This is a genomic window from Micromonospora sp. WMMD714 (genome assembly GCF_029581315.1).
In the GTDB taxonomy this organism is placed as follows: domain Bacteria; phylum Actinomycetota; class Actinomycetes; order Mycobacteriales; family Micromonosporaceae; genus Micromonospora; species Micromonospora rifamycinica.
On the sequence record NZ_CP120744.1, the window covers coordinates 1575772 to 1598335 of the forward strand.

The window sequence follows — 22564 nt, forward strand, 5'->3', positions numbered from 1 at the left end:
GCCGGCTCAGGCGGCCGGTGGGCGTAGTGGCTCGCGGACCAGCGGACAGGACATGCAGCGGGGGCCACCCCGGCCGGAGCCGAGCTCCGAACCCGCGATCGGGATGACCTCGATGCCGGCACGTTCGAGCTGGGCGTTGGTCTCCACGTTGCGTTCGTAGCCGACGCAGAGCCGGGGGGCCAGGGCGAGGGTGTTGTTGCCGTCGTCCCACTGCTCACGTTCGGCGGTCACCGGGTCCAGCCCGGTGTCGATGACCCGGAGCTGGTCGAGGTCCATCGCGTCGGCCGCCGCGCGCAGGAACGGCGCGGGGCCGTCCACCCGGGGCTCGCCGTCCGGGCCGGCGACCACCGTGTACGCCGACAGCGTGCTGGCCACGTTGGGGTACATCAGCACCGCGTCGACGTCGACCATGGTGCAGACGGTGTCGAGGTGCATGGTGGCCCGTTCCTGGGCGATGGGCACCACCAGCATGGTGTGCACGAGGCCGGCGGCGAAGACCTGCCGGGCCAGTCGTTCGGCACCCGCCGGGGTGGTCCGCTCACCCACCCCCACGGCGAGCACCCCGGGGGCGAGCAGCAGCACGTCGCCGCCTTCGAGGTGCTCCAGGCCGGGGTGGTAGACGGTCCGGGTGCCGACGAAGCGCGGATGGTAGCGGTAGATCGCGTCGGTCAGCGTGGTCTCCCGGCGACGGGCCGGCATGGCGAGGCTGGTCACCCCGACCCGGTCGCCGATCCACAGTGACGAGTCCCGGGTGAAGAGCAGGTTGGGCAGCGGGTCGATGACGAAGTCGTGCCGGTCCATCATCGTCCAGACCAGACCGCCGGGGCGCTCGGGGCTGATCCGCAGCTCCTCGTGGGCCAGGCCGGCGGTGAGCACGTCGGCGAGGGCGGCGGGATCGAGGTAGGCGAGGTGGTCGGCGACCCGCCGGCGCAGGGTGTCGCCCAGCCGGGGCGAGCTGAGCACCTGCTCGGTGAGCTCCGCGCGGGCCTCGGCGACGGCGAGCGTCTCGGCGAGCAGGGTGGCGAGGTAGAGCACCTCGACGCCGCGCCCGCGCAGCTCGGCGGCGAAGGCGTCGTGCTCCTCCTGTGCCCGGCCGACCCATGGGATAGCGTCGAAGAGCAACGAGTCGTTGTTGCGGGGGGTGAGGCGGGCAAGTTCCGGGCCCGGCCGGTGCAACAGCACCGTGCCGAGTCGACCGACCTCGCTGTCCACGTAGTGGGTCACCCCCGCAGCGTAGGGCAGTGGTGAAGGGTGTTCAGCGGAAGAATCGGGGATGAATATGGCATTCATCCGCACTCATTCCGGCGCTCCAACTTGCCGTACCCCCACAGTGGCGACGTAGGGTAGTGAGAACATAACTTTCGAGGGACCTTTTGCCGGAGGTCGCGATGACTGTCTTTCCCGCTCGTCGAGCCGTACCCACCCGGGCACTGCCGCCCGTGGCGGTGCCGCACCCCCGTCCCGACGGGTCGGCGACACTCGACCCGGCCCGGCCGACCCCGCTGGAGTGGGCCCGTCGTCGCCGGGCCGAGCGGGGTGCCCGCCGGCTGGAGGCCGCCGGTGCCCGGGCGCTCGGTCAGCTCGACCACCTCGGTCCCGCGTGGCACGTGGTCGAGTGGCCCCGCACCGACGTCTCGGACATGCTGCGCGACCACGGGCAGGAAGACCGCGCCGGTTTCCTCGCCATCGGTCCCAGCGGGCTCTTCGCGGTCAGCATCGCCGACCACGGCCGGGCCCGGGTGCTGGTCGCCGGGGACGTGGTGCAGATCAACGGCAAGCGCCCGCCGTACGTGGCCGAGGCCCGGCGGGACGCCAAGCGGGCGAGCAAGGCCCTCACCGAGGCGGTCGGCCTGCCGATCCCGGTGACCCCGGTGCTGACCTTCGTCGGCTCCGGTGTCATCAGCGTCTACGGCCTGCCGAAGGACTGCATGATGGCGACCCACCGGGAGCTGGACCGCCTCCTCGTCGCCGGTGGCAACCGGATCAGCCCGGCCACCGCCGAGAAGCTCTCCCGGGTCGCCCAGGCACCACAGACCTGGCACAACGGCACCTACCGTCCCGCCGGCGACTACCGGTGGTACGACGAGGGCCGAACGGCCGCTGACAAGCAGGCGGGTCGCCGGTAACGTCACCGACGACGCCCCGCGGCACCGGTCCCCGCGACACTCCGGTCCGCGCCGTCGCCGGCCGCCCACCCGGGCACCCGCACCACCACCCACCGGCGGCTGGTGACTCCAGCGCGGTCGGCGACCGTCACGAAGACCGGCTAGCGTGGACAGACCGTCGGTGTACCTAGGAGGCGCGGTGGCCCACGTCGAACTCTCGCTCTCGGACGTGTTCGTGCCGGCCGCACGCACGCCGACAGAGCCGGGGGGCGACAACGTCGGGACGTGGTCGGCCACCGTCTCGCACGCCGACGAGCCCTGCCTGCTCATCGACGCCGGCACCCGGGTGGTGGCCATCTCGGCCGCCGGCTGCGAGCTGCTCTGCCTCGGCGCCCCCGAGGCCGTCGTCGGGCTGCCGCTGCTCGAAGGGGGCCTGCGGCTGCTCGACTTCACCGCCGCCCGGCACGAGCTGCCGGAGCAGGAGACCGACAAGATCCCCCCGCTGCTCGCCCTGCACTCCGGCCGGCTGGCCCGCGGGCTGCTCAGGGTGCAGCCCGCCGGGGACGACAGCACCTACGCGACAGTGGACGCCATCTCCACGCCGGTGCTCACCGAGGGGTCGGTCTCCGGCTCACTCACCTTCTTCTCCGCGATCTGACCACGCCCGAATCCCCCGAGGACCGGTCCGTGCCGCCCACTCCCGCACCCCGTCCGCCGCGTCGCCGGCCCGTCGTGGCCCGCCCCGTCGTGGCCCGGCTCGCCGTGGCCCGGCTCGCCGTGGCGCTCCTCGCCGTGCTGCCGTTCGCCGGGTGCGCCGCTCCGCCGGAACGCCGGGTCGCGGTCCCCGTCGCCCCGCCGACACCGGTCGTGCCGCCGACCACGCCGCCCACCGCCCTGGCGGTGCTCCCCACCCTGCCGCCGACCACCACGCCGCCCGCCCCGACCCCCACCGCCGCCACGGTCGCGGTGCCCTGCGCCGGCCGGCCATCCACCGACCGGGTGATCGGCCTGCTCCGCGACGACGTGCTGCCCCGGAACGTGTCGGTGCGCGCCGTGCAGGGGCCGCTCTGCGCCGACGGCTGGCACTACACCGTGCTGGCGGTCAGCGGGCACGAGCAGTTGCAGGCGGTGAGCCGGGGGGAGCCGGGCGGCGCGGTGGTGCTGGTCACCGCCGGTACGGACGTCTGCTCGATCGAGGTGAAGGCCGCCGCGCCGCCCGCCATCCGGACGTTGGCCTGCGACGCCGGGGCCGGAGCGCCACCGGGTGCGTAGGCTGGGCGACATGCCCGGAACCCCGCCGACCCGCTACGTCTACCTGGGCCCCGAGGGCACCTTCGCCGAACAGGCGTTGCGTACCCTCCCGGCCGCCGAACGCGGCAGCCGCACGCCCGCCCGCAGTGTCGGCGAGGCGCTGGAGAGCGTACGGGCCGCCGAGGCGGACGCCGCGCTGGTGCCGCTGGAGAACTCGATCGGCGGCGCGGTCGGGGTGACCCTGGACGAGCTGGCCGAGGGGGATCCGTTGGTGATCACCCGGGAGGTGATCCTGCCGGTGGAGTTCGTGCTCGGCGCCCGGCCCGGCACCCAGCTCGACGGGGTACGCAGCGTGGCCGCCCACCCGCAGGCGTCCACCCAGTGCCGCAACTGGCTGCGCGCCCACCTGCCCGACGCGACGGTGATCGACGTGCTCTCCAACGGCGCGGCGGCGGCGGGCGCGGCGAACGGCGAGTACGACGCGGCGATCTGCGCCCCGATCGGCGCCGCCCGGCACCGGTTGACGCTGCTCTCCGACAAGATCGCCGATCATCCGGACGCGGTGACCCGCTTCGCGCTGCTGTCCCGCCCCGGTCCGCCGCCGCCGCCCACCGGGGACGACGTCACCTCGCTGGTCGTCTACATCGCCCACGACCGGGTGGGTGCCCTGCTGTCGGTGCTGATGGAGCTGGCCGTACGCGGGGTCAACCTGACCCGGATCGAGTCCCGCCCCACCGGGGAGGCGCTCGGCCGGTACGTCTTCTTCCTCGACTGCACCGGTCACGTCGCGGACGCCCGGCTGGGCGAGGCGTTGCAGGGGCTGCGCCGGGTCTGCGCCGAGGTGCGGTTCCTCGGGTCGTACCCCCGGCACCGGTGGGCCGACGCGGCGGGTGACCGGCCGGTCCCGGCCCCCGCCGGCCTGTCGGACACCGACTACACCGACGCGGCGGCCTGGCTGGCCCGGCTGCGCTCCGGCGAACTGAGCTGACCCCGCCGGCCCGGCTCTCGACGGGCGGTGCGGCACGCGTGGGGGGCGGTCCCGTCCGGGACCGCCCCCCACGCGGCGAAGATCAGCTGAGCAGGCCGCCGAGCAGGCCCTGTTGCTGCTGCTGGCCGCCGCTGCCCTGGACCGGCGGCTCCTCCGACGGCTGGACCACGACGAACCCCTGGCCGGCGAAGCTCATGGTGAACGCCTCACCGGTGCTGCGACCGAGCAGGGTGCCCAGGCCGAGCTGCTCCGCCCGGTGGTAGCCGGTCTGGAGGTTGGCCGACCAGCAGACGGCGGCCTGCGGGTCGACGTAGGTGGGCGCGTCGACGTTGAGCACCACCGGGGTGCCCTTGGTGGTGATGGCGATCCGGCCGTGGCCGCTGAACACGCAGTTGAACAGGCCGGACGAGGCCATCCCCGCGCCGCCGACCATCTTGATGTCGTACGACAGGGTCGAGTCGAAGGCCAGCACGCTGGACCCGTTGATCGACAGGGCGTCGCCCGGCTCCAGGTCGATGATGTGCACGTCCTTGGCCAGCTCGGCGAGGAAGACGTCGCCGTGACCGCTGAGCTTCATCAGCGGCACGCCCTCACCGGTGAGCCGCTGCTTGATGAACTTGCCGATGCCGCCCGAGCCGAGCGCCTGGAACTGCACCTGCCCCTGGTAGGCGACCATCGACCCGACCCGGGCCATCGCCTCGCCGTTGAGTTCGATCTTCAACATCTTGGAGTTCTGCAGCCGCATGCCGGGCTGGGCGGACTCCTTCTCCAGGTTTTCTGCGGAGAACAGCGCGCTGCGCATTGGGTTTTCCTCCTGATTAGGGGTGTGCTCCCCCAACGGTAGGCAGCCCCCGCAACCGGCCGCATCGGCCGAGCGGAGCGCAGGCCCGGCTCCACGCACGGAACCGGTCAGCGGTACGCAGACGACCGGCCGGAGCAGCAGACGTGGGGCGGGCGGGGCGCTCAGCCCCAGCCCAGCGCGTGCAGCCGCTCGTCGTCGATGCCGAAGTGGTGGGCGATCTCGTGCACCACGGTCACCGCCACCTCGTCGATGACGTCGTCCTCGGTGGCGCAGATCCGCAGGATGGGCCGGCGGTAGATGAAGATCCGGTCGGGGAGTACGCCCGAATAGCTCCAGCCGCGTTCGGTCAGCGCGTGCCCCTCGTAGAGGCCGAGCAGGTCCTCGCCGGCGGGTGGGTCGTCCTCGACCAGGATGACCACGTTGCTCATCAGCCGGAGCAACTCCTCGGGCACCTCGTCGAGGGCCTCGCCGACCAGCTCCTCGAAGCGTTCACGGCTCATCTCCACGGGCACCCCACCCATTGTGCCCGACCCGCCGCCCATCACCTGCCCCGTTCACCCCACCGCCCCACCACGCCACCGCCCCGCCGGGCCGCCACGGGGTCGCGGCGTGCCGGACGGGGCGGTGGGGGGTGAACGGTCCAGCGGGTGGAACGGGTCAGGAGGCGAGGCGGGCGGTGAGGCTGATCTGCGCGCCGGGGGAGAGCAGCCGGGAGATCGGGCAGTTCTCCTTGGCGGCCTCGGCCAGCTTGGCGAACTCGGCCTCGTCCAGGCTCGGGGCCTGGCCGACCGTCTCCAGCTCGATCCGGGTGACGGTCATCCCCGCGTCGGTCTTGTCGAAGTGCACCTTGGCGGTGGTCTCCACCGAGGTGTCGGTCGCGCCGGCATCGGCGAGCTGCTTGGAGAGCGCCATCGAGAAGCAACCCGCGTGGGCGGCGCCGATGAGCTCCTCGGGGTTCGTCCCCTCGCCCTCCTCGAAGCGCGACTTGAAGGAGTAGTTCCCCTCCAGCCCGCCCTTGCCGGTGCGGACGGTCCCGGCACCCTCGGTGAGGTTGCCCTGCCAACGTGCGGAAGCGGTACGGATAGGCATACCCCGAACGCTAGTCGAAACCACGGCCCGCGGCGACCGACCCGGGCGAGGCGACCGGCAGCGGCGGCACCGCCCCCGCACGGCCGTCGGCGGCGGGGCGGTTCGTCGATACGTCCCCCGCCCCCGACGCCGCAGGTCGTCGCGGGAACGCCGACCACCCCGGTACGTCGCTTCCGGGTGTCGACGTCACCGCCGTGGGATGATGCGGGTCAGGCCCGCGACGCGGAAGGTGGCCGATGTCCCAGGATCTCCCCATCCCGAGACAGGACGACCGCTCGGACGACACCTCAGTGCCGGAGTGGGGTGCCACCGGGCGGGCGACGAGCCGACGGTTCGGGCAGTGGCCCGCCGCGCTGCGTCAGGACCGACGGCTGCCCCCGGTGCTGGTCCTGCTCGGCGCGGTCGCCGCCACGGCGTCGATGGCCGGGGAGTGGCTGGTGATGACCGTGCCGAACGGCGGCCCCGAGGGCAGCGGCACCATCCGGGTGCCCGGTGGGGTGGCCGAGGTGGGCGCCTTCGGTGTCGCGTACCTGGTGGGGCTGCTCCTGCTCAGCGTCGCGGTGGCGCTGGCCCTGCGTGGGCGTCCGGCCACCGGGCACGACGCCCGGACGGCCGGTCTGGCGGTGGCGGGCGCCCTGCTGGTTCTGCTCACCGTCACCGCCTTCTCGCTGGACGACTCCGGGCAACGGGCGCTGTTCTACTCCTCGGAGGACGGGTTCCGGGTGGACCACGGTCGAGGGCTGGTGATGGCCTTCGTCGCTGTGGCGCTGGTCGGAGCGGCGCTACTCATCGCCGGCCGGCCACCGGACGACCTGGCCGGGGACGGGCCGGTCGGGGTCGATCCCGGTCGGGACCACGACCGGCCGGCCGCGCCCGCCGACCTGACCGTCGCCCCGACCGTCCCGTTCGCCCGCCGCGAACCCGACGCCTGAGCGCCCCGGCCCGACCGTCGGCCGGCGGATCGCCGGCCATCGGGCGTTGGCGACCGGTTCGCCGGGAAGCCATGGTTGCGACCTGCCCGGCGAGGTACGGTTGCTGCCCGCCGTCACACCGGGTCGGACGACCGGTACGGACGGCGGCGGGCAAGGAGGAACGATGACCCGCCCGGGACTGCCCAAGCTCATCGCCACCGACCTCGACGGCACGCTGGTACGCAGCGACGACACCGTCTCGGCGTACACCCACGGGGTGCTCGACCGGGTGCGGGCCGCCGGTATCCCGGTGGTCGGCGCGACCGGTCGTGGCCCCCGGTTGAAGGAACTCACCCGCAACGACATCCGGGCCGCCGACTACCTGGTGATGGCCGGTGGCGGCTGCGTGGTGGACCAGAGCGACCCGGCCGGCCCGGTGGTGCTGCGCGACGAGCGGCTGTCCGCCGAGGTGCTGGCCAGCCTGCTGACCGACCTGGAGGCCGTGGTCGGTCCGCTGACCGTCATGGTCGAGGGGTCCGACGAACACGACGCGCCGCTGTGGGGCGACTACCACCCGGCCTGGCCCTACCAGGACCGGTTCGAGGCGCGCAGCCGCGCCGAGTGTCTCTCCCACGACGTGATCAAGGCGTTCGTCCGGACCGCCGACCACCACGTGGACGAGCTGCTGGAGACCGCCCGACGGATCGTCGGGCCGCAGGTGGCCAGCCTCACCCAGGCCGGTCTCGGTTTCGTGGAGATCTGCCCGCCGGGGGTGGACAAGGCCAGCGGGCTGAGCGTGGTCGCCGAGCGGCTCGGTGTCGACCCGGCGGACGTGCTGGTCTTCGGGGACATGCCCAACGACCTGCCGATGTTCGCCTGGGCCGGCTGGTCCCGGGTGGCCGTGTCCAACGCCCACCCGCTGGTGCGGTCGGCCGCCGACGAGGTGACCCTGCGCAACGACGACGACGGGGTGGCGGTCTACCTGGACCGACTACTCTCCCGGTGATGGGAGAGACACCACGGCTGGTCGCCACCGACATCGACGGCACCCTGCTCGGCGACGACCGGCGGCTCAGCGCCCGCACCGGGGCGGTGCTGGCGCGGATCGCCGCGGCGGGCACGCCGGTCGTGCTGGTCACCGGCCGCCCGATCCGCTGGCTCCAGCTGGTGTACGACCAGCTCTCCACACCGCTGCCGGCGATCTGCGCCAACGGCGCGGTGGTCTACGACCCGGACACCGACCAGGTGCTGCGGGCCGACCCGCTCGCCCCGGAGCTGCTCGCCGAGGTGGCCCGGCGGCTGCGGGCGGCGGTGCCGGAGGTCAGCTTCGCGGTGGAGATCGTGGACAGCCGGGAGATGCGCCACGAGGCGCACTACCCGCTGCGCTGGGACGCCGACCACGAGGCCATCCGCGCCGTCGAGTCGCCGGAGGAGCTGGCCTCGGTGCCGGCGGTGAAGCTGCTGGCCCGCGCCGGCACCCAGGACCCGGACGCCTTCGTGCAGGTGGTGGCCGGGGCGTTGGAGGGGCTCGCCGAGGCGACCCACTCGTCGTACAGCGGGCTGGTGGAGATCTCCGCCGCCGGGGTGACCAAGGCGGCCGGGCTGGCCTGGTACGCGGAGCGGATCGGCGTACGGCAGGCCGACGTGCTCGCCTTCGGTGACATGCCCAACGACGTGCCGATGCTGACCTGGGCCGGGCGGGCGGTGGCGGTGGCCAACGCGCACCCCGCCGTCCTGGAGATCGCCGACGAGGTGACCGGGGCGAACACCGCCGACGGGGTGGCGGCGTACCTGGAGAAGGTCTTCGGGGTGGCCTGAGCGGCCCGGAGCGCCGCCGTGTGGCGACGCCCGGACCCGTCGGTCAGCGGGTGGGTCGGACGGGCCGGGTGGCCCGCCCGCGTCCGCGCGCGGTCAGAGGTACTGGCCGGTGTTGTGGCCCTCGCCGCCGGGCTGCTGGCCCATGCCGGGCATGCCGGGGATCATCGCGCCGGGGCCGCTGGGCAGGGCGGGGCGGCCACCGGAGCGCATCTGCTCCAGCTGCATCCGGGCGGCCATCTGCTGGGCTACCAGGGTGGCCTGGATGCCGTGGAACAGCCCCTCCAGCCAGCCGACCAGCTGGGCGTGGGCGATCCGCAGCTCGCCCTCGCTGGGCGCCTGGTCCTCGGTGAACGGCAGCGAGAGGCGTTCCAGCTCCTCGCGCAGCTCGGGGGCGAGGCCGTCCTTCAGCTCGACGATCGACCGCTCGTGGATCTCCCGCATCCGGTGCCGGCTGGCGTCGTCGAGCGGGGCGGCCTTGACCTCCTCCAGCAGCTGCTTGATCATGCTGCCGATCCGCATCACCTTGGCCGGCTGCTCGACCAGCCGGGTCGGGTCCTCGCCGGCCTCGTCGGTCTGCACGGTGCCGACCGGACGGCCGTCCGGTCCGACCACCACCACGGTGCCCGACTGCCCGTCCGCGCGGCCCGGTTCGTCATCTTGTCCAGTGGAGTGCGCTTCGGTCATGGCAACCATCTTTACCCACCCGGTCCGGCCGCACGCGCCCGGACCACCGCCGGCCCGGATCAGCGGCGGGCCGGACCACCGCTGGGCCGGACCACCGGCGGGGCGGCCGTCGTCGTCGTGGTCGCGCTACCGTCGCCGGCATGACCGTCGACCCGCGTGCGGTGCTCACCCGGCCCGCTCCACCGCCGGACCTGACCCTGCGCTACGGCGGGGAGCCGGAACAGCTCGTCGACCTGCGCCGACCGGTCGGGGACGGGCCGGTCCGTCCGCTGGTCGCGGTGCTGCACGGCGGCTTCTGGCGGGCCGGGTACGACCGCACCCACACCGGCCCGCTCGCCGCCGCGCTGGCCGACCTGGGCTGGCCGGTGGCGCAGCTGGAGTACCGGCGTACCGGTCAGCCGGGCGGGGGCTGGCCGAACACCCTCGCCGACGTCCGGGCGGGGGTGGCGGCGCTGCCCGGGTTGGCGGCGGACGCCCTACCGGGGCAGGTCGCCCCGGGGCCGCCGGTGCTGCTGGGGCACTCGGCGGGTGGGCAGCTCGCCCTGCACGTCGCGGCCCACGCCCCGCAGCACGTGGCGGGGGTGCTGGCGCTCGCGCCGGTCGCCGACCTCGCCGAGGCGTACCGGCTGGATCTGGACTCGGGGGCGGTGGCCGCGTTGCTCGGCGGCGGCCCGGCCGACCACCCGGACCGCTACGCGGTGGCCGATCCATGCAGATCGGTGTCGACACGGACACGCACCGTCATCGTGCACGGTGGGCGGGACCGGCAGGTCCCGGTCTCCCTGAGCAGGTCATATGCTGCCACCGCACAGGCCGCCGGAGCCCCGGTCACCCTCGTTGAGCTGCCGGAATGCGAGCACTTCGGGTTGATCGATCCACTCTCGGCGGCCTGGCCGCAGGTAAGGGCTGCGTTGCAGTCCCTGCTTGAAGATCAAGATCCATTGACGCAGCGTCGCCCACCAGGTAGAACGCCGGAGGGGCGGTGACGCCCGGCAATGCTCCCGGAAGGATTTTCGGTGTCGCAGATGAACCGCAGGCGGGCCCTCCAGCTGCTGGCCGCGCTCGGTACCACCGGACTGGCCGCCGCCTGCGGCACGGACGACACCGAGACGCCGCCCGTCGGCAACCCCGTCAAGATCGGCCTGATCAGGCCGGAGAACGGTGACGGCAAGGCGATCGGCGAGGACATCGAGAACGGCTTCCAGCTCTTCCTGGCGATGAACGGGCAGCAGCTCGGCGGGCATCCGGCGACCGTGGTGACCGTCGACGAGGGCGACAACGCCAAGAGCGGCCAGGCCGCCGTCGACAAGCTGCTCGGCCAGAACGTGCTCGCCATGACCGGCGTGGTCAACTCGACGGTGATGTCCGGCATCCGGGACGCGGTGGAGAAGGCCCGGGTGCCGCTGATCGGCTCCAACGCCTCCCCGCCCAGCCTGCAGAGCGTCGTCTACATCTGGCGGACGTCGTACGTACTGGACGAGCCGGGCCGGGCGCTCGGGTCGTACCTGCGGCGAACACTGCCCACCGACAGCCGGCTCGCCATCGTCGCGCCGGAGGGCACCGCCAGCCTCGACGTGATCAAGGGGTTCCGCGACGGCTTCGGCACCGACGACCCGCGGATCGTCGGCGAGCCGATCCTCACCACCGCCAACCCCGCCCCGGGCGAGAACGAGTACGGCGCGCAGATCAGCGAGGCGCTCAGCCGCCAGCCGGACGGGATCTTCTGCTTCTACTCCGGCACCGCGGGCGAACAGTTCATCAGGCAGCTGCGCCGCAGCCGCTGGTTCGGTGACATCTACGCGCCCGGCTTCCTGACCGAGGGCAACATCCTCTCCGACCTGCGCTCGACCCTGGTCAACGCGGACGACAGCCTCAAGGCCGGCACCATCCAGACCGCGCTGAACTACTCGGCCGACCTCAACAACACCGCCAACCGGACGTTCGCCTCGGCGTACCGCAAGACCTACAACGTCTCCCCCAGCACCTACGCGATGGCCTCCTACGACGCCGCGCAGGTGCTCGACAAGGCGATCCGGCTGGCCGGCGCGGAGCCCACCCCGCAGCAGGTCAACCTGGCGCTGGGCAAGATCGGCCAGATCGACAGCCCGCGCGGGCCGTGGCAGTTCAACCAGCCGCGTACCCCGCAGCAGAAGTGGTACCTGCGCAAGGTGCAGTTCGACGGCCGGCTGCTCTCCAACGTCCTGATCAACGAGATCGCCACCCTCGGCTGAGGGCACCCGCTTGGCTTGTGGCGGGCTCCGGGTCGGTCAGGGGCGCAGCTCGGCGATGCAGCACTTGACGCTGCCGCCGCCCTTCTTCAGCTCGGCCAGCTCGACCGGCACCGGGGTGTACCCGGCTGCCTTCAGCTTCCCGGCCAGCCGGGTCGCGTCGCTGTTGAGCACCACGTTCGCCCCGTCACTGACCAGGTTCAGGCCGAAGGCCAGCGCGTCCTCGTCGTCGGCGAGCACCGCGTCCGGAAAGAGCTGGGCGAGCACCCGCTGGCTGGCCGCCGAGAAGGCCCCCGGGAAGTACGCGACATTGCCGTCGTCGATCGAGGCGAGCGCCACGTCCAGGTGGTAGAAGCGCGGGTCGACCAGGCGCAGCGACACCACCGGACGGCCCAGCGCCTCCTGCGCCTCGGCGTGCGCCGACAGCTCGGTACGGAAGCCGTACCCGGCCAGGATCAGCCCGCCGTGCGCCTCCGGCAGGTAGGCGAAGTCACCCTCGCCCTCGTTGGTCTCGCCCGGGGCGATGAAGTGCCAGCCGTGGTCCTGGTAGAAGGTCCGGTGCGCGGCGGCCTCGGCGGCCCGCTGCTCGTGCTTGAACTGTGCGCCGTAGACCGTCCCGTCCACCACGAAGGCCCCATTGGCCGCGAAGACCATGTCCGGCAGCCCCGCCGCCGGGGTCAGCAGGTGCACCTCGTGGCCGAGACCCACCAGCGTGCCCCGCAGCCGGTCCCACTGCTCGACCGCCAACGCGGTGTCGACGTCGGTGGTGACGTCCATCCACGGGTTGATGGCGTACTCGACCGCGAAGTGCTCCGGGGAGCACATGAGATATGTCCGCTTTCGCGGCAAGCGCTGCTGGTCCACGGTGACCAAGGGTAGGTAGCGTAGAACTTTGGTAACAGCCAGAAATATTGCTTCCCAGAGGCGGATCGTTGCAGATAGACGCGGTAGACCAGCGAATCATTGCGTTGCTCGTGGCGGACGCCCGGACCTCGTACGCCGACATCGGCTCCCGGGTGTCACTGTCCGCGCCGGCGGTCAAACGCCGGGTGGACCGGCTCCGGGCCACCGGGGTGATCCGGGGCTTCACGGCCGTGGTGGACCCGGCCGCCGTCGGCTGGACCACCGAGGCGTTCGTGGAGCTGTTCTGCGCCGGCCGGACCACCCCCACCCAGCTGGCGCTGGCCGCCCGGCGGCACCCCGAGGTGGTCGGCGCCTACACCGTCTCCGGGGAGGCCGACGCGCTCGTGCACCTGCGCGCGGCCGACATCTCCCACCTGGAGGAGGCGCTGGAACGGCTCCGGGCTGAACCGTTCGTCACCTCCAGCCGGAGCACCATCGTGCTCTCCCGGCTGGTCGAGTCGCCCGGCGTCGGCCCGTCCACCCCCTGATCCGGGGCCGGCCTCCACGGCGGTGGATCCCCGTGCCGGCCTCCGGGCGGAGAATCAGAGGTACATGCCGGTGCGGTGTCCGCTGTCGCCCCGGCCCGGCTTGTCGCCCTCGCCGAAGAACCGCTTCCCGCCGAACTCGCCGTGCAACCGGTCGTCCAACTCGTCGGCGAGCCCGGTCATCACCTGCACCGCCAGCATCAGGTGGGTGGCCTGGAAGTTGCGGCCGAAGACCGGGATGGACGCCCAGACGGTGTCATCGGCGCAGTACAGCCGGCCGATCGGCATCCGGTTGGTCAGCTCGGAGAGCTTCACGTACAACCGTTCCGTCGGCTCGACCTCGGTCAACACCGGCGAGAACACGTCGACCAGCGGCGGATTGTCCCGGACCCGGACGAAGACCATCGCCGACCCGGCCCGGATGTTGATGTCCCCGTCGGAGTCGATCTGAAGGTGGTCGGAGGTCGACTTCAGCATGGTCGACACCACCGTCCGGACCCGTTCCGGCAGGTCCAGCACCTCCTGGTCGCCGTTCTGGGCGCTCGCCGCCGCGGCCAGCGCCTCGTCCAGGTCGGCCTCGACGTCCTGGTCGGGGCCGAACTCGCTGCGCGCGGTGCCGAGCGCCTCGATCGGCAACGACTCGCCCTCGGCGTCCTGGCTGAGGTAGACCAGGAAGGCCGGGTGCGGGGCGCCGTACACGTCCCGCAGGGTGCGGGAGAGCAGCCCGGCGAGCTTGCTGGCGTCGTCGGCCGACCCGTCCAGGCCGAAGTGCTCGCCGGAACCCGCCACCACGCCGGGCGGCGACCAGCCGAGCGCGATCATGTCGGCTACCGCGGCGCGGTCCAGCCGGAAGCCCTGCGGCAGGGTGGCGTTGCCGACCGCCCGCGCCGAGATCCGGCCCTGCTCACCAATGGCCACGCTGATCGAGTAGACCGCGTCACCCGTTCCGGAGGCGGTCGGGTCCAGGGTCAGTTCGAGCTGCGCCCCCACGGGCAGCTCCCGCAGCCGGGCGGCCAGCGCCCGCGCGAACTCCCGCCACGCCTCGGTGACCTTGGCCCGCAGGTCGGCCGTGCTCGGCTCGTCCAGCAGGACCGAATCATGGTGATCGTGGTGCGCCGGCGAGGTGCCGGGCCGATCACCGGTCGGCTTCGAGGGGTGCTCCGCCGTCATGATCGCCTCCGTCCGTCAAGGTCACCCTACCCAGGCGGGCCGGCGTACGAATCCACCACGACCGGCATCGGACACCGTGGCGGCACCGCACGGTCGACAGGGCGATCCGATGTCCCGCGCCGGACCCCGGCCGGTCAGGGGGCGGCGGGACCGTCGGGACGCGCACCGCCCAGCTCGACCGGCCACCCGGCGGCCAGCCCGCTGAGCCGGGCCGCCGCCGCAGCCGGGTCCGCCCCACGCCCGACCGCCACCCCCAGCAGGTACGCGGTGACCGGCGCACCCGGTCGCAGCACCTGGTGGGCGACGTCCCGGGCCAGGTCCAGCACGGTCGGCACCGACACGTCGGCCGGATCGAGGCCCAGCTCGGCGCAGGCTGCCGTCACCCAGTCGTCCAGCACGGTCATCGCGTCCACTCCTCCGCCCGGCGTACGTCGGAGTCAGTGTCGCAGTCGAACCACGGTGGCGGACCGGCAGCGGACCAGGACAGCTCGTGCACGCTCAGCTCGGCCAGGAGTTCCCGCATCGACGCCCCGGCCAGCCCGGTGCCTTCCGCCCGGCGGGCGGCCAGCCGGTCCAGCGCGGCGCGCAACGGCGGCACCCGCCACACCCCGCACAACGGTTGCCGCCGCCCACCGTCGTCGAGGAGGCAGACGCCGTCCGGTGCCCCCGGGCCGGCCCGGGTGGCGAGCGCGTCGAGCAACACGCCGACGGCCGGGCGGCTGAGCAGCGGCAGGTCGGCGGCGAGCAGGGCGACGACGGCCGTATCAGGATGGAGCAGGGCCAGCCCGGCCGCCGTGGCGGCCACCGGACCGCCACCGGCCGGCTCCTCCCGGGTCACCAGCACGTCGGGCGGGAGCGACCCGCCCGGCCCGACCAGCACCCGGGGCACGGCGTCGGCGACGGCGGCGAGCACCCGGTCCCGCATCGGCCGCCCGTGCACCGGCACCGCCGGCTTGTCCCGCCCGCCCATCCGGCGGGCCGCCCCACCGGCCAGCACCACCGCCGCGTACGCCGTCATCCGGTCACGGTAGCCGCCCGGCCCCCGGGTGCGGGGTCGTCGCCCGACCGGGCCGGGTGCCTCAACGCCCCGGTCCCGCCCGGCCTCCGCGTGCCGAGGATCGGGTGTCGCCGTGCCCCGGTCACACCCAGTCCCCGCGTGCCGAGGATCGGGTGTCGCCGTGTCCCGGTCTTGCCCAGTCCCCGCGTGCGGGGGATCGGGAGGCGGGGCCGTCGCCGTGCGGGGGATCGGGTGGGCGGGGCAGGATGGCGGGATGGGACGGGCCACTGACCGGCGGAGCGTGCTCCGGATCGACCTCGAAGCGGCGGACGACGCCCGGGTGGCGCTGCGCCGGCCGGACACGCTCGCCGTGGAGGAGCCGCTGGAGATCCGGGTCGGGCCGGGCAGCCCGGGTCGACGCCGGCCGCTGGCGGTGACCATGCGTACCCCCGGCGACGACCTCGACCTGGCCATCGGCTTCCTGCTGACCGAGGGGCTGATCCGCAACGACGCCGACGTGCAGACCGCCCAGCTCTGTTCCGGGGCGGAGACACCGAACACGTACAATGTGGTCGACGTGGTGCTCGCACCCGGCGTGCCGGCACCGGCGGTCGACCCGGCACGCAACTTCTACACCACCAGCTCATGCGGGGTGTGCGGCAAGGCCAGCATCGACGCGGTGCGTACCCGGTCCCGCTTCACCGTCGCGGACGACCCGCTCACCGTGCCGGCGAAGCTGCTGGCCGAGCTACCCGACCGGCTGCGCGCCGCACAGCGCGCCTTCGACCGCACCGGCGGCCTGCACGCGGCGGGCCTGTTCACCCCGCACGGCGAACTGGTGGTGCTGCGCGAGGACGTCGGCCGGCACAACGCGGTGGACAAGGTGGTCGGCTGGGCGGTCCGGCAACGACGGCTGCCGCTCGCCGGGCACCTGCTGCTGGTGTCCGGTCGGGCGAGCTTCGAGCTGACCCAGAAGGCGTGGATGGCCGGGGTACCGCTGCTGGCGGCGGTCTCCGCACCGAGCACCCTCGCCGCCGACCTGGCCGACGAGGCGGGTATGACCCTGGTCGGCTTCCTCCGTGGCCGGACCATGAACGTCTACACCGGCGCGCAGCGCGTCACCACCTGAAACCCGCAGCGCCTGCCCCGAACGGCGATTCAGGCCCCGACGGCGGCTCCTGCCTCGGTCGGCGGCCCAGGCCCGGACCGCGACTCCTGCCTCGGTCGGCGGTCCAGGCCCGGACGGCAGCTCAGGCCCGGACGGCAGCTCAGGCACAGACGGCAACGCAGGCGCGGTCGGCGGCAGGCGCGGTCGGCGGACCGGTCGATGCGGTTCGGCCGGTGGCCGGGGCGGCGTGGGTCTGCGGGTGGCGCGGGCCGGTGGATGGGGCGGACGGTGGAGGTTCGGCAGTGGATTGTGGAGAGTTGTTGTCGCCAGGGCGACAACAACTCTCCACAATCCACCGGCAGCCGCTGCCCATTCCCGCAGCGGCACGTCGACCGGGAGGAGTGGGGTCAGCGTCCCGACGGGCGGAGCCAGCTGAGGAAGCGGTCGGTCACGTCGATCCGGCGACCGTTGTCGAGCTGCGTCAGGTGTTCGGTCGCCTCCGCCGACAGGCTGGCCAGCAGTGCGAGCAGTCCGGGCCGGTCGCCGTCGTATCTCGCGAGGAGGGCGAGTTTCGCCTCGCCGCACGGCCACGGGTTCGCATCGACCCGGCACAGCCAGATCGGTCGTAGCGGCGTGTGCCGGCCGGGCAGCGGCCCGGTCACGGCGTCCCCGCCGACCGGGACGCCCGCCCCCGACCGGGCCGAGCGTCCCGGGGCACCGCCGTCCCCTGCCGCGAGACCGTCGCCCCACCCCGCCGGGCAGGGGGAGCCGGGGCGGTCCGCGTGTGGGCGCGGTCCGGCTGCGGGGCGGGCCGGCGCACACCCGCCGGCATCAGGAACAGGGTCCGCCGCCGCACCGCGTCGCCGACAGCATTCAGCTGGTAAGCGTCGATCCACACCCATCCGTCGTACGTGTGCCAGTCGGTCAGCACCCGGATGACCCTGACCGTGATCGGCCGGATGAACTGCACGCTGGCGGCGCGCGACAGGTGCAGCACCTCTCCCGACCTGACCTGCGGCGTGGTCACCGTGGCCCCTGGTTCCGGCTGAGCCCCCGCCGGTGCGCCGGCACGACGCCGAACATCCGCCCCGGCCCCCGGTACGGCGGAACGAACGGCCCGATCGGTCCGGGCACGATCGGGCGCGCGGGCGGCCCGGGGTCGGGTACGGGCTCCCGGCCGGGCGCGGGCCTCGGGCTCTTCTCGGGCTCAGGGCTCTTCTCGGGCTTCGGCTTCTCCCTGGGCACGGCGTCTCCCCTGCGTCGGTGTGTCCGCGTCGCTGTGGAGGAGGGGCCGGCCGCCCTTCCACGGACGGCCCCTCCGGCAGACGCCGCCGCCAGCTCTCGACCACTACCGACAGCGCCGCCCCGGTGACACTCTGATGTGGAGGTCACTAGGCTCGTAAGGTGCGACGCGGCTTCGGGCTGAGCCGGATGAGGAACTGCCGACGAGGTGGCGACATAAATAGTCGATCTTCAGATTGGGGCACCGTGCATGGCTGACGTACCAGATCCGCTCGCCGATTTCGTCGTTGCCGAGATCCGCCGTGCCCGGGGTGCCGCCGGGATGACGCAGGAGACGTTCGGGCGCGGCGCCGGCTTCAGCGCGTCGCACGTCAGTGCCGTCGAGGGTGGCACCCGGGCGCTGACCCTGGACTTCATCAAGGGAGCTGATCGGGCGCTCAGCACCAGTGGGCTCTTCGAGCGGCTGGTGAGCAAGCTCGGCACACCGTCGTGGTTCCTGCCGTGGCTCGACGCCGAACGCAACGCGACCCAACTCAGGTATTTCGAGCCGAACCTGATTCCCGGCCTACTACAAACCGAGGCCTACGCCCGCGCGGTGCTACGAACCGTTGACAGTCTCACCGACAACGAGGTGGATCAACGGGTGTCAGCACGAATCGATCGGCAGAGAATTCTGACCGACGCGCATCCTCCGCAATTGGTCGCGGTACTCGACGAGAGGGCGGTACGTCTCACCGGGGAGGGCTTCGGCGGCGTCATGGGGCAACAGATCACCCAACTTATCGCCAAGGCAGAACTGCCACACGTTCACGTGCATGTCATTCCCGCAGTCACCGGGCTGCATGTCGGACTGTCCGGGCCATTCGCACTGGCGCGAGCCGGCGACGGAGTGTGGGTCGGACACCTTGAGAACCAGCTTGGCGGCGTTGTGGTCGACAAGGATGATGAGTTGGCTACGCTCCAAGCGCGGTGGGAGAACGTTCGGAACGAGGCCCTGCCGCGTCGGCAGTCCATCGATCTGTTGAAGGAAGTTGAGAGCCAACATGGACCTCAGTAACGCCACGTGGAGGAAGTCCACCCGCAGCGGTGCGAGCGGCGGGAACTGTGTCGAGGTCGCCGACAACCTTCCCGGCGCGGTCGCCGTACGGGACTCCAAGGACCCGGACGGGCCGGCCCTGACGTTCGCCCCGACCTCGTGGCGCACGTTCGTCGCCGGGTTGGCCGCTCGCGCCTGACCGACCTGCCCCGACGAAGCGCCTGTCCCGGTTCGGGGCAGGCGCTTCGCGTTGAGGATGCGTCGCCGGGTCGACCTGACCTACATTCCGCCGACAGCCTTATGCCTGCCAGGCATGAATATGACTGCTGGGCATACTCACCTCGGGGAACACATACCCCCACCCCTTCACTGAACGTGACCGACTGTCACCCTTCGAACGGTGGCTCTCTTCACCGACCGATCGCTGCGCCCCGACTCACCGGAAGCCGCAGCCCGCAAGCCGCAGCCCCACAGCCCCACAGCCCCACAGCCCACGCAACGACGCGGCGCTCGAAACGCAGCCGGTCAGCGACGGCGCAACCGGCTGCGCGGCAGACCCGGGCCGGCTGGAACGCACCGGCGCAGAACACAGGGGCAGATCAAGGAAGGCCAGCACAGCCGGTCAGCGGGGACGGCGGGGCCGGCGACGGCGACGGCGCAGTACTCCCGGCTCGGTCACCGTCGGCCAGCCGTCCAGTTCGGACGGTGGCACGCCGCGCCGCAACAGGTCGTCGAGGATGAGGGCGAGGGTGTAGTCGGGGCGGAGGGTCAGCGCCCGCTCCAGCGCCACGGCGGCGAGCGCACCCTGACCGGCCCGCCAGGCGGCGAAGGCGAGCAGGCAGGCCGGGGCGGGGACCAGCTCGTCCTCGGCGCGGCGCAGCACCTCGCCCCAGAAGGCGATGTCGGCCTCCCGGCCGTCGGTGCGTTCCCACGCGTGGTCGCGTACCGGCAGGTGGGTCAGGAGCAGGGTCAGCCAGGCCACCTCGTCGTCGGTGAGCAGCTCACCACGTCGGTGCCGACGCTGGCACCGGCGTACCGCTGCCACGCCGGCCCGCCGGATCGTCCGTTCGCCGAACTCGTCGTCGGCGGGGGACGCTTCCAGCAGCTCCAGCAGGCGTCGTTCGGCCCGGTCGCCGGCCCGGCGCAGCGCGACCCGGTCGACGCCCTCGGCCGGAGCGACCTGGGCGGTGAGCGCCGCCCGGTCGGGCAGTGCCACCTGACCGGCGTAGACGGCAGCGGCGGCGACCTGGCTGGCCTCCGGGTCGTACGGGGTGCCGTCGGACGGGCAGCAGTCCGGCGCGGTGCAGAGGTACGACCAGTAGCGGCGACCGGTGACCCGCAGCGCGTCGAGCACGGGCAGGCCCAGGTCGGCCAGCGCCGAGCGGACGGCATCCAGCGTCGGGGTGACCCGTTCGGGCGGGCCGAACCCGACGACGGTGGCGGCGTCGGCGTCCTGCCGGGCGATGACCTCGCCGAGATGTCGCGCCGGCAGCAGCGGGTCGGTGCCCGGCTCGGGCAGGTCGGCGCGGGCGGCGAAGACGATCCGCCGGCCGCGCATCGCCACCACCACGATGCTGTCGACGGGGTGGAAACCGAGCAGGTACGGCACGGCGGCGATCAGGTCGGCGGGAGAGCGGACGGTGAGCCGGGGGCGGTCGGTCGCGTTCATGTCGGGCAGCCTGCGACCGGGCGGGACACCCCGGACAGGCCCTGTGGACGACACCCGGGTTATCCACAGATACGGAGAGTATTGGCACAGGTGGCCGCGTTTCCGGAGCCGACGCGCCCCACCCGCGTCGGTCCGAGCGGCTACCTTGCGCTCATGGACCTGGCGTACCTACGGGCGCACCCGGAGCACCTGCCCACCTTCCTGACCCACCAGCGCATCCGGGAGACCCCGGTGGCGGGCGGGGACAGCTGCGTGGCCTCCCGGCTGACCCTGGACGACGGCCACTCGGTCTTCACCAAGACCTGGCCGGAGCGGACCGGCCGCCCGGTGCCGGAGGGCTTCTTCGCCACCGAGGCCGCCGGGCTGCGCTGGCTGCGCGAGGCCGGCGCGGTGGCCGTACCGGAGGTGGTGGTGGCGCTGCCCGGGCTGTTGGCGCTCGACTGGGTGGACCCGGGCGAGCCGACGCCCGGGGCGGCCGAGCGGTTCGGTCGGGAGCTGGCCGACACCCACCGGGCCGGTGCTGCCGGGTTCGGGGCGGCCTGGCCCGGGTTCATCGGCACGCTCGACCAGGACAACACCCCCGACGAGGGACCGTGGCCGCAGTGGTTCGCCCGGCGGCGGCTCCTGCCGTACCTGCGGATGTCGGTCGACGGCGGGGTGCTCGACGGCGCGGACGCCACGCTGGTCGAGCAGGTGGTCGCGCGGATCGACGAGTTCGGCGGCGACGAGCCGGCGGCCCGGCTGCACGGCGACCTGTGGCCGGGCAACCTGCTCTGGGGCGCGGACGAGCGGGTGTGGCTGGTCGACCCGGCGGCGCACGGCGGGCACCGGGAGACCGACCTGGCCCAGCTGGCGCTCTTCGGCGGCCCGCCGCACCACGAGCGGATCATGGCCGGCTACCGGGAGGCGTGGCCGCTGGCCGACGGCTGGCGGGAACGGGTGCCGCTGCACCAGCTCCAGCTGCTGCTGGTGCACACCGCGCTGTTCGGTGGGGCGTACCGCGATGCGGTCGTCGGTGCCGCCCGAGCGGCGCTGCGGGGCGTCGGCCGCGCTACGGTCGACGGGTGACCGCCGCCCCGACGACCGCCGGCGTCCTCGTCGACCGGTACGGCCGGATCGCCCGGGACCTGCGCGTGTCGCTGACCGACAAGTGCAACCTGCGCTGCACCTACTGCATGCCGGCCGAGGGGCTGCCCTGGCTGGCCGGGCCGCAACTGCTCACCGACGCGGAGATCGTCCGGCTGGTCCGGGTCGCGGTGCAGCGGCTCGGGGTGACCGAGGTGCGGTTCACCGGTGGCGAGCCGCTGATCCGGCCGGGGCTGGTCGGCATCGTCGCCGCCGTGGCCGCGCTCACCCCCCGACCCCGGATCTCGCTGACCACCAACGGTCTCGGGCTGGACCGGCTCGCCCCGGCGCTGCGCGACGCGGGGCTGGACCGGGTGAACGTGTCGCTGGACACCCTGGACCCGGCCCGGTTCGCCGCGCTGACCCGGCGGGACCGGCTGTCCGACGTGCTCGCCGGGCTGGCCGGGGCCGCCACCGCCGGGCTCACCCCGGTGAAGGTCAACTCGGTGCTGATGCGCGGGGTGAACGACGACGAGGCTCCGGCGTTGCTGCGGTTCGCCCTCGACCACGGCTACGAGCTGCGGTTCATCGAGCAGATGCCGCTGGACGCCCAGCACGGTTGGGACCGGGCCACGATGGTGACCGCCGACGAGATCCTGGCGTCGCTGGCCGCCGAGTTCCCGCTCACCCCCGACCCGGCCGAGCGGGGCGCGGCCCCGGCCGAGACCTGGCTGGTCGGCGGCGGCCCGGCCCGGGTCGGCGTGATCGGCACGGTGACCCGGCCGTTCTGCGGCGACTGCGACCGGACCCGGCTCACCGCCGACGGGCAGCTCCGCAACTGCCTGTTCGCCACCGAGGAGTCCGACCTGCGCGGCGCGCTGCGGGCCGGCGCGGACGACACCGAACTCGCCCGCCGCTGGCAGGCCGCCACGGTGGTCAAGCGGGCCGGGCACGGCATCGACGACCCGACCTTCCTGCAACCTGTCCGGCCCATGTCGGCGATCGGAGGCTGA

27 protein-coding genes are annotated in these 22564 nt (G+C 73.3%); 15 read left to right on the forward strand and 12 right to left on the reverse strand.

Translation table 11 applies throughout. The features are described 5' to 3' along the window. Nucleotides 1–6: 6 nt before the first annotated feature. Nucleotides 7–1224 (reverse strand): arginine deiminase, encoded by a 1218-nt coding sequence (locus O7625_RS06990; RefSeq protein ID WP_067301131.1) that lies wholly within the window; start codon nt 1222–1224, stop codon nt 7–9. A gap of 164 nt (nt 1225–1388) precedes the next feature. Between O7625_RS06990 and O7625_RS06995 the strand changes: the two genes are divergently transcribed. The 4 genes from O7625_RS06995 (at nt 1389) to pheA (ending at nt 4344) form a co-directional block, all read left to right on the forward strand. After that, nucleotides 1389–2126 carry a hypothetical protein gene (locus O7625_RS06995; protein ID WP_067301264.1) on the forward strand — a complete coding sequence of 246 codons (738 nt, stop codon included), beginning with the start codon at nt 1389–1391 and terminating at the stop codon, nt 2124–2126. 178 nt (nt 2127–2304) lie between these two features. Continuing rightward, a complete protein-coding gene (locus O7625_RS07000; protein WP_067301134.1) occupies nt 2305–2763 on the forward strand; it encodes a hypothetical protein in 459 nt (152 codons plus the stop codon). An 89-nt stretch (nt 2764–2852) separates the two neighbouring features. After that, nucleotides 2853–3377 carry a hypothetical protein gene (locus tag O7625_RS07005; protein ID WP_282346828.1) on the forward strand — a complete coding sequence of 175 codons (525 nt, stop codon included), beginning with the start codon at nt 2853–2855 and terminating at the stop codon, nt 3375–3377. Nucleotides 3378–3387: 10 nt separating this feature from the next. Continuing rightward, nucleotides 3388–4344, forward strand: coding sequence for a prephenate dehydratase (gene pheA, locus O7625_RS07010; protein WP_282345127.1), 957 nt, complete (start codon nt 3388–3390; stop codon nt 4342–4344). Between the two features lie 82 nt (nt 4345–4426). Here the strand turns inward: pheA and O7625_RS07015 are convergent, their stop codons facing one another. The 3 genes from O7625_RS07015 to O7625_RS07025 all read right to left on the reverse strand — a co-directional run bounded on the left by O7625_RS07015 (nt 4427) and on the right by O7625_RS07025 (nt 6235). Beyond that, nucleotides 4427–5146, reverse strand: a complete 720-nt coding sequence (locus tag O7625_RS07015) for an AIM24 family protein (protein WP_067301144.1) — start codon at nt 5144–5146, stop codon at nt 4427–4429. A 161-nt stretch (nt 5147–5307) separates the two neighbouring features. Continuing rightward, a complete protein-coding gene (locus tag O7625_RS07020) occupies nt 5308–5652 on the reverse strand; it encodes a metallopeptidase family protein (RefSeq protein WP_172898531.1) in 345 nt (114 codons plus the stop codon). 151 nt (nt 5653–5803) lie between these two features. Further along, nucleotides 5804–6235 (reverse strand): OsmC family protein, encoded by a 432-nt coding sequence (locus tag O7625_RS07025; protein WP_282345128.1) that lies wholly within the window; start codon nt 6233–6235, stop codon nt 5804–5806. Nucleotides 6236–6471: 236 nt separating this feature from the next. Between O7625_RS07025 and O7625_RS07030 the strand changes: the two genes are divergently transcribed. From O7625_RS07030 to O7625_RS07040, 3 genes are all read left to right on the forward strand, one after another. After that, complete coding sequence (locus O7625_RS07030) at nt 6472–7167, forward strand: hypothetical protein (RefSeq protein WP_282345129.1); 696 nt, start codon at nt 6472–6474, stop codon at nt 7165–7167. Nucleotides 7168–7330: 163 nt separating this feature from the next. Further along, nucleotides 7331–8152 (forward strand): HAD-IIB family hydrolase, encoded by an 822-nt coding sequence (locus O7625_RS07035; RefSeq protein WP_067301153.1) that lies wholly within the window; start codon nt 7331–7333, stop codon nt 8150–8152. Continuing rightward, nucleotides 8152–8964, forward strand: a complete 813-nt coding sequence (locus O7625_RS07040) for an HAD family hydrolase (RefSeq protein ID WP_282345130.1) — start codon at nt 8152–8154, stop codon at nt 8962–8964. Before O7625_RS07035 ends, O7625_RS07040 begins: the two co-directional genes overlap by 1 nt. A 93-nt stretch (nt 8965–9057) precedes the next feature. Here O7625_RS07040 and O7625_RS07045 read toward each other — a convergent pair whose 3' ends face one another. Continuing rightward, entirely contained in the window at nt 9058–9657 is a 600-nt protein-coding gene (locus O7625_RS07045; RefSeq protein WP_282345131.1) for a bacterial proteasome activator family protein, read from the reverse strand. A 131-nt stretch (nt 9658–9788) separates the two neighbouring features. Here O7625_RS07045 and O7625_RS07050 point away from each other — a divergent pair, with 131 nt between their 5' ends. Together O7625_RS07050 and O7625_RS07055 are read left to right on the forward strand one after the other, a co-directional pair. After that, complete coding sequence (locus O7625_RS07050) at nt 9789–10634, forward strand: alpha/beta hydrolase (RefSeq protein ID WP_282345132.1); 846 nt, start codon at nt 9789–9791, stop codon at nt 10632–10634. A 30-nt stretch (nt 10635–10664) separates the two neighbouring features. Beyond that, a complete protein-coding gene (locus O7625_RS07055; RefSeq protein WP_282345133.1) occupies nt 10665–11879 on the forward strand; it encodes an ABC transporter substrate-binding protein in 1215 nt (404 codons plus the stop codon). A 36-nt stretch (nt 11880–11915) separates the two neighbouring features. Here O7625_RS07055 and ddaH read toward each other — a convergent pair whose 3' ends face one another. Continuing rightward, on the reverse strand, nt 11916–12749 hold the full coding sequence (ddaH, locus tag O7625_RS07060; protein WP_348773990.1) for a dimethylargininase: 834 nt from the start codon (nt 12747–12749) through the stop codon (nt 11916–11918). Nucleotides 12750–12808: 59 nt separating this feature from the next. Here ddaH and O7625_RS07065 point away from each other — a divergent pair, with 59 nt between their 5' ends. Then, nucleotides 12809–13267 (forward strand): Lrp/AsnC family transcriptional regulator, encoded by a 459-nt coding sequence (locus tag O7625_RS07065; protein ID WP_067301170.1) that lies wholly within the window; start codon nt 12809–12811, stop codon nt 13265–13267. Nucleotides 13268–13321: 54 nt separating this feature from the next. Here O7625_RS07065 and O7625_RS07070 read toward each other — a convergent pair whose 3' ends face one another. The 3 genes from O7625_RS07070 to O7625_RS07080 all read right to left on the reverse strand — a co-directional run bounded on the left by O7625_RS07070 (nt 13322) and on the right by O7625_RS07080 (nt 15452). Beyond that, nucleotides 13322–14434, reverse strand: a complete 1113-nt coding sequence (locus tag O7625_RS07070) for a hypothetical protein (RefSeq protein ID WP_282345134.1) — start codon at nt 14432–14434, stop codon at nt 13322–13324. A gap of 134 nt (nt 14435–14568) precedes the next feature. Then, the gene (locus O7625_RS07075) at nt 14569–14838 is read right to left on the reverse strand and encodes a DUF6457 domain-containing protein (protein WP_282345135.1); all 270 of its coding nucleotides are present in this window, start codon (nt 14836–14838) and stop codon (nt 14569–14571) included. After that, nucleotides 14835–15452 (reverse strand): NTP transferase domain-containing protein, encoded by a 618-nt coding sequence (locus tag O7625_RS07080; protein WP_282345136.1) that lies wholly within the window; start codon nt 15450–15452, stop codon nt 14835–14837. Before O7625_RS07080 ends, O7625_RS07075 begins: the two co-directional genes overlap by 4 nt. A gap of 253 nt (nt 15453–15705) precedes the next feature. Between O7625_RS07080 and fdhD the strand changes: the two genes are divergently transcribed. After that, complete coding sequence (gene fdhD / locus O7625_RS07085; protein ID WP_282345137.1) at nt 15706–16560, forward strand: formate dehydrogenase accessory sulfurtransferase FdhD; 855 nt, start codon at nt 15706–15708, stop codon at nt 16558–16560. Nucleotides 16561–16946: 386 nt separating this feature from the next. Here the strand turns inward: fdhD and O7625_RS07090 are convergent, their stop codons facing one another. Together O7625_RS07090 and O7625_RS07095 are read right to left on the reverse strand one after the other, a co-directional pair. Continuing rightward, the gene (locus O7625_RS07090; RefSeq protein WP_282345138.1) at nt 16947–17201 is read right to left on the reverse strand and encodes a flavin reductase; all 255 of its coding nucleotides are present in this window, start codon (nt 17199–17201) and stop codon (nt 16947–16949) included. Then, nucleotides 17198–17566 carry a hypothetical protein gene (locus O7625_RS07095; RefSeq protein WP_282345139.1) on the reverse strand — a complete coding sequence of 123 codons (369 nt, stop codon included), beginning with the start codon at nt 17564–17566 and terminating at the stop codon, nt 17198–17200. The genes O7625_RS07090 and O7625_RS07095 overlap by 4 nt, the downstream gene beginning before the upstream one ends. A 465-nt stretch (nt 17567–18031) precedes the next feature. Here O7625_RS07095 and O7625_RS07100 point away from each other — a divergent pair, with 465 nt between their 5' ends. Then, nucleotides 18032–18838 (forward strand): helix-turn-helix transcriptional regulator, encoded by an 807-nt coding sequence (locus tag O7625_RS07100; protein WP_282345140.1) that lies wholly within the window; start codon nt 18032–18034, stop codon nt 18836–18838. Beyond that, nucleotides 18825–19016, forward strand: a complete 192-nt coding sequence (locus O7625_RS07105; protein WP_194822157.1) for a DUF397 domain-containing protein — start codon at nt 18825–18827, stop codon at nt 19014–19016. The genes O7625_RS07100 and O7625_RS07105 overlap by 14 nt, the downstream gene beginning before the upstream one ends. Nucleotides 19017–19439: 423 nt before the next feature. Here the strand turns inward: O7625_RS07105 and O7625_RS07110 are convergent, their stop codons facing one another. Further along, entirely contained in the window at nt 19440–20486 is a 1047-nt protein-coding gene (locus O7625_RS07110; RefSeq protein WP_282345141.1) for a DUF4192 domain-containing protein, read from the reverse strand. Between the two features lie 153 nt (nt 20487–20639). On the opposite strand from O7625_RS07110, the gene O7625_RS07115 reads away from it, so the two are divergent. Then, nucleotides 20640–21554: a fructosamine kinase family protein gene (locus tag O7625_RS07115; protein ID WP_282345142.1), complete on the forward strand. Its 915-nt coding sequence runs from the start codon at nt 20640–20642 to the stop codon at nt 21552–21554. Beyond that, on the forward strand, nt 21551–22564 hold the full coding sequence (gene moaA, locus O7625_RS07120; RefSeq protein WP_282345143.1) for a GTP 3',8-cyclase MoaA: 1014 nt from the start codon (nt 21551–21553) through the stop codon (nt 22562–22564). Before O7625_RS07115 ends, moaA begins: the two co-directional genes overlap by 4 nt.

What these genes read in the sequence shown, in the direction of transcription:
- O7625_RS06995 (WP_067301264.1), top strand. Translation starts at nt 1,389, where the DNA reads ATGACTGTCTTTCCCGCTCGTCGAGCCGTACCCACCCGGGCACTGCCG.
- pheA (WP_282345127.1), top strand. Translation starts at nt 3,388, where the DNA reads ATGCCCGGAACCCCGCCGACCCGCTACGTCTACCTGGGCCCCGAGGGC.
- O7625_RS07015 (WP_067301144.1), bottom strand. Translation starts at nt 5,146, where the DNA reads ATGCGCAGCGCGCTGTTCTCCGCAGAAAACCTGGAGAAGGAGTCCGCC.
- O7625_RS07025 (WP_282345128.1), bottom strand. Translation starts at nt 6,235, where the DNA reads ATGCCTATCCGTACCGCTTCCGCACGTTGGCAGGGCAACCTCACCGAG.
- O7625_RS07030 (WP_282345129.1), top strand. Translation starts at nt 6,472, where the DNA reads ATGTCCCAGGATCTCCCCATCCCGAGACAGGACGACCGCTCGGACGAC.
- O7625_RS07035 (WP_067301153.1), top strand. Translation starts at nt 7,331, where the DNA reads ATGACCCGCCCGGGACTGCCCAAGCTCATCGCCACCGACCTCGACGGC.
- O7625_RS07040 (WP_282345130.1), top strand. Translation starts at nt 8,152, where the DNA reads ATGGGAGAGACACCACGGCTGGTCGCCACCGACATCGACGGCACCCTG.
- O7625_RS07045 (WP_282345131.1), bottom strand. Translation starts at nt 9,657, where the DNA reads ATGGTTGCCATGACCGAAGCGCACTCCACTGGACAAGATGACGAACCG.
- O7625_RS07050 (WP_282345132.1), top strand. Translation starts at nt 9,789, where the DNA reads ATGACCGTCGACCCGCGTGCGGTGCTCACCCGGCCCGCTCCACCGCCG.
- O7625_RS07070 (WP_282345134.1), bottom strand. Translation starts at nt 14,434, where the DNA reads ATGACGGCGGAGCACCCCTCGAAGCCGACCGGTGATCGGCCCGGCACC.
- O7625_RS07075 (WP_282345135.1), bottom strand. Translation starts at nt 14,838, where the DNA reads ATGACCGTGCTGGACGACTGGGTGACGGCAGCCTGCGCCGAGCTGGGC.
- O7625_RS07080 (WP_282345136.1), bottom strand. Translation starts at nt 15,452, where the DNA reads ATGACGGCGTACGCGGCGGTGGTGCTGGCCGGTGGGGCGGCCCGCCGG.
- fdhD (WP_282345137.1), top strand. Translation starts at nt 15,706, where the DNA reads ATGGGACGGGCCACTGACCGGCGGAGCGTGCTCCGGATCGACCTCGAA.
- O7625_RS07100 (WP_282345140.1), top strand. Translation starts at nt 18,032, where the DNA reads ATGGCTGACGTACCAGATCCGCTCGCCGATTTCGTCGTTGCCGAGATC.
- O7625_RS07105 (WP_194822157.1), top strand. Translation starts at nt 18,825, where the DNA reads ATGGACCTCAGTAACGCCACGTGGAGGAAGTCCACCCGCAGCGGTGCG.
- O7625_RS07110 (WP_282345141.1), bottom strand. Translation starts at nt 20,486, where the DNA reads ATGAACGCGACCGACCGCCCCCGGCTCACCGTCCGCTCTCCCGCCGAC.
- O7625_RS07115 (WP_282345142.1), top strand. Translation starts at nt 20,640, where the DNA reads ATGGACCTGGCGTACCTACGGGCGCACCCGGAGCACCTGCCCACCTTC.